General features: G+C 28.6%; 5 protein-coding genes. All 5 read right to left on the bottom strand.

The window, feature by feature from the left end; all coding sequences use genetic code 11:
- Positions 1–273: 273 nt before the first annotated feature.
- Positions 274–690, bottom strand: coding sequence for a GyrI-like domain-containing protein (locus ACRC03_RS12760; protein WP_438652961.1), 417 nt, complete (start codon positions 688–690; stop codon positions 274–276).
- A complete protein-coding gene (locus ACRC03_RS12765; protein ID WP_438652957.1) occupies positions 674–1,069 on the bottom strand; it encodes a MerR family transcriptional regulator in 396 nt (131 codons plus the stop codon). Before ACRC03_RS12765 ends, ACRC03_RS12760 begins: the two co-directional genes overlap by 17 nt.
- 77 nt (positions 1,070–1,146) lie before the next feature.
- The gene (locus tag ACRC03_RS12770; protein ID WP_438652958.1) at positions 1,147–1,851 is read right to left on the bottom strand and encodes a 5'-methylthioadenosine/adenosylhomocysteine nucleosidase; all 705 of its coding nucleotides are present in this window, start codon (positions 1,849–1,851) and stop codon (positions 1,147–1,149) included.
- A gap of 135 nt (positions 1,852–1,986) precedes the next feature.
- Positions 1,987–3,354, bottom strand: coding sequence for a serpin family protein (locus ACRC03_RS12775; RefSeq protein ID WP_438652959.1), 1,368 nt, complete (start codon positions 3,352–3,354; stop codon positions 1,987–1,989).
- Positions 3,351–3,908 carry an RNA polymerase sigma factor gene (locus tag ACRC03_RS12780; protein WP_438652960.1) on the bottom strand — a complete coding sequence of 186 codons (558 nt, stop codon included), beginning with the start codon at positions 3,906–3,908 and terminating at the stop codon, positions 3,351–3,353. The genes ACRC03_RS12775 and ACRC03_RS12780 overlap by 4 nt, the downstream gene beginning before the upstream one ends.
- Positions 3,909–4,066: the final 158 nt, after the last annotated feature.

Here is a 4,066-nt window from a genome sequence, read left to right on the forward strand (position 1 = left end):
TTAGGTATATATAGCCCGCTAAATGTGAAAATTATGCACCCCTTCCTTCCAGCAGGCTAGCTACAAATTCGCTTCGCTCATGGCGCCGACAGGTCGCTTAAAGGGCGGTGCGGGGTGCATAATTTCCCCATTCAGCTCAGTAACTATATATAATCTATCCGTTTAATAAAGGTCTGCACATCAATTTCTTCGTCCTTAATGATTATATGAAATTTAAAGACGGTGCTAGGCGTAGCCTAAAGGCCGAAGGATAATCTATATTTAGCTATAAATTTATTTTTCTTTTATTGGTATTTGTAATTCAGTTAGCCAGTCTTCTTCAGATTCTTTATTCCAAATACCATCAATGTAGTTTTCTCTAGGGTTATCAACTACTTCATAGCCATTTTCATCTATCCAGGCAAATGCATAGGCATAAGCTTTAGCTAACTCGGAGTACGGTCCTTTATGCATAACTGATACTGCCGTTGTGCTTGGTATTTCCTTAAATACTATATCACCTACATTATTCCCTATGTTATCAACCGCTTCACAAAACTCTACATTAAAGTCATTTTCTTTGTATTCGCCATCTAAGTAAACAATAAAACAGTACTCTGGTGTAGCACATTTTATGTGTGGATTGGCTTTCATACATTCCTCTCCTATTGCTGGTATTAATGTAAAATACTCATTATAATTTTTTAGAATAAACTATACAGTGCGGTAATTCTTTTATCCTAGCTTCATAATTCATAAATAAACCCTCCTGTTTATTGGATATAATAAATTCAATTCTAGAGAGTTGGTCTATACTATTGGCTATTTCCATTTCTAATTCAGTCTTTCGTTTTAAAAGAATATTCTCATCGTCTCCATACTTTAAAATTAATTTTATTTCATTAATTGATAATCCAATCTGTCTATAAGCTTGTATCTTGTGTAATTCTACTAGTTGCTTTGTTGAGTAAAAACGATAACCAGTAAATTCATCAATATATTCTGGCTCAAGTATACCTGCCTCTGCATAATATCTAAGTGTCTTAATAGTAGTTTTACTTAACTTTGAAAATTCGCCAATTCTGTACATTCACTCACTCTCCTTCCTTGTAATTTAATTTTATAATCTCCCTTAACTGGAGAGTCAACAGGATTAATCTATAACTTTTAATTAAATACGCTATCACTAAGTATTAATAACATATTGTATACTAACTTAGCTGAGTTTATTGATGCTAGCTCTTCAAATTTGTTATATTTAATATTTGCCTCTTCATCTGCATTATCTGATATGCTTCTTATTATTATAAAAGGTATTTTATTCATATGTGCTACATGGCCGATTGCTGAACCTTCCATTTCTACACAACATGGCTCATACTCACTTATTATTTTATCTTTTATGTTATTATCACATATAAAGGCTTCTCCACTTACTATTCTACCTTTATGATAACTAATATCTTCTAATTTTAATTTATTGAAAGCTTCAATTGACACATTTACTAAATGTAAATCTGTTTCAAAATATTCTTGATTTGGATACCATTCTTTCATTTGTTTTTTTCGGACATCATGGTGTGTAACATTATCTGATATAACAATATCACAGATTTTCACATCATTTTTTAAACTACCTGCAATTCCAGTGTTAATTATATGAGTTACATCAAATTTATCAATTAATATTTGAGTGCAACTAGCTGCGTTTACTTTTCCTACGCTACATGAAGTTAATATTACTTTTAGATTATTCATCGTGCCTATGTAAAATTTAAACCCTGCATATTCTTTCGTATCTATTATATTTAACTTTTCTTTAATTAATTTTATTTCTATAGGCATAGCACCTATTACCCCTATAATTTTCATTTTACTTATTACCTTTCTATTTTAAGTTTTTCAATCCTATTCAGTAATAAATTATCTACTTATATGTATCTTTCCTTCATCAAAGTAAGTATATTTCTTAATGCTTTCATTCACTCAATTATAAATATACTTTGTCTATTTATTCGGATTATTACACACTCCTACAAAAAGTAAGTTTCCTGTTTCTGATAATATTCCATAAATAAAAGGTCTATTTAAATTCATCTCTATTCTATCTTCTGGCATATCACCCATGTCAAACATAATTTGTGAATATGCTGAGGCTTCTACTCCTTTTTCATCTATTGATATATGTGTATTTTGTTTTATATCTGATATAAGTATTTTACTATTTGTAATATTGGTAAAGTCTGCGTTATCATTGAAAGCACTTTCAATTCCTAAGGATTGTAGAGATTTCTTTATTTCAAGGCTATCTCCATATGAAAACTTAGGTATTTTCCAATCTACTATGCCAGAATTGTTATAATCTCTTGTAAAAATTTCTTCTAGTTTTTTCTCTGATGATATAAGATTCTCTATGTTTTCACCTTTATTTGGAAGTATAAATACCATTTCACCACCATTTTTTAGCCCCAGGCTACTGCTTATGTATTCTTTACCTATTTTATAACTACTTACATTTCCAGTATTGCTCATATAATCGCTTTTGATTTGTTCTCCATTTGAAAGAGTAAATACATCTTTCTTTGTATCTTTTTTATCGAAAACTCTTATCCATTCATCATAAAAATACACTGTATTTAGTATAGTCATAACTTGGTCTGGGTCTGGTGTTTCGTTAAAATTTAAAGTATTATTAGTATTTGTTTTTATCCATTTTTCCATTTCTTTATATGTTTCTTCCTTTGAAAAATCAGCTGTATATAAAGAAGCGTAATAGTCTTTGCTTAAAGTGTCTATGTATTCTTTTTTATAATTAATATTTTTTCCATTCACTTCATCATCAGCCCAGATAGAATTTGCTATTTTAAGTTTTGATATCTCATTGTCTTTATAAAGCACTCTATAAAGATTCCCTAGACTATTTGCCAAGTTTTTTTCATCTTTTACTTCTAGTAAATTTAATAATTCATCTTTTGTTTGACCTTTTGCTCCTTCTGTTGCCATTGCTAGTGCATAATAAAGACTCAACGGGCTATAAAGTACATTTTCTTCATCATTTGCTAATAACTTTGAGGATGTTTTGAAAGTAAATTTATTAATATTATTAATTACATTCTCATTCAATGGATTTTTATTATATGTATCAGTTCTTTTGTCATAGTCATCATAGCTATATCCTTTAGGATAACTAGCAGCTAAAACTGTTGTAACTGATGATTTGTTAAAAGTAGTTACAAAAACTAAAGCAACACATGCCGCTACTGATAATACCATAGGTACTATTTTATTTTTAGTTTTTCTTTTCTTAGAGTTAATCGCTTCCTCTATTAATTCTTCTTCTATATAATTTAATGATTCCTTTAAATTTTTCTTCATAATATTACACCCTCATTCTTTAAATATTTTTCTAAACCTTTTCTACTTCTATATAAAGATGATTTAACCTTACTTTCACTTATTTCAAATCTATTGCTTATGTCACTTATTGAATCAAGAAACCAGTAACGTCTTAAAAATATATTTCTCTGCTCATAAGTTAATTTACGAAGAAAATTACTTATTATATTACCTATTTCATCATATGCTAATTTTTCATCAATACCTCCATAGCTAGAAATACAGTTTTCTAATTCTTCAAAAGCTACTTCTATGTTAAAGTTTCTTTTTTTAGCACTTTTATATTGATATTTTTTAAGTGCTAGATTTCTAGTTATTTTACATATATATGCTGATAAATTCTTAGGTCTTTCGTCTGGCATGTTATTCCATGCTACAAGGTATGTATCGTTCATAATTTCTTTGCTATCTTCATTATTATTAGTAATATTTATAGCTATTGTTTTTAGTAACTTTCCATATTTTCTATTTATTTCTTCTACTGCTAATTGAGACCGTTCCCAGAATAAGTCTATTATTTTATAGTCCTCCATTTTACCCTCCTTAAGTATTCTATCTATAAGTACTTAAAAATAAATTTACGTTGCACAAAATTTAATATTTTTTTATTATAATAACAAAAAAGTCTCCCTGTGAACAGGAAGACTTTTATTATATATTAAGCTATTTTTTTCTCATCTACTTTTCTTAC

Source organism: Romboutsia sp. (genome assembly GCF_051659545.1).
Lineage (GTDB): Bacteria > Bacillota > Clostridia > Peptostreptococcales > Peptostreptococcaceae > JBOFOR01.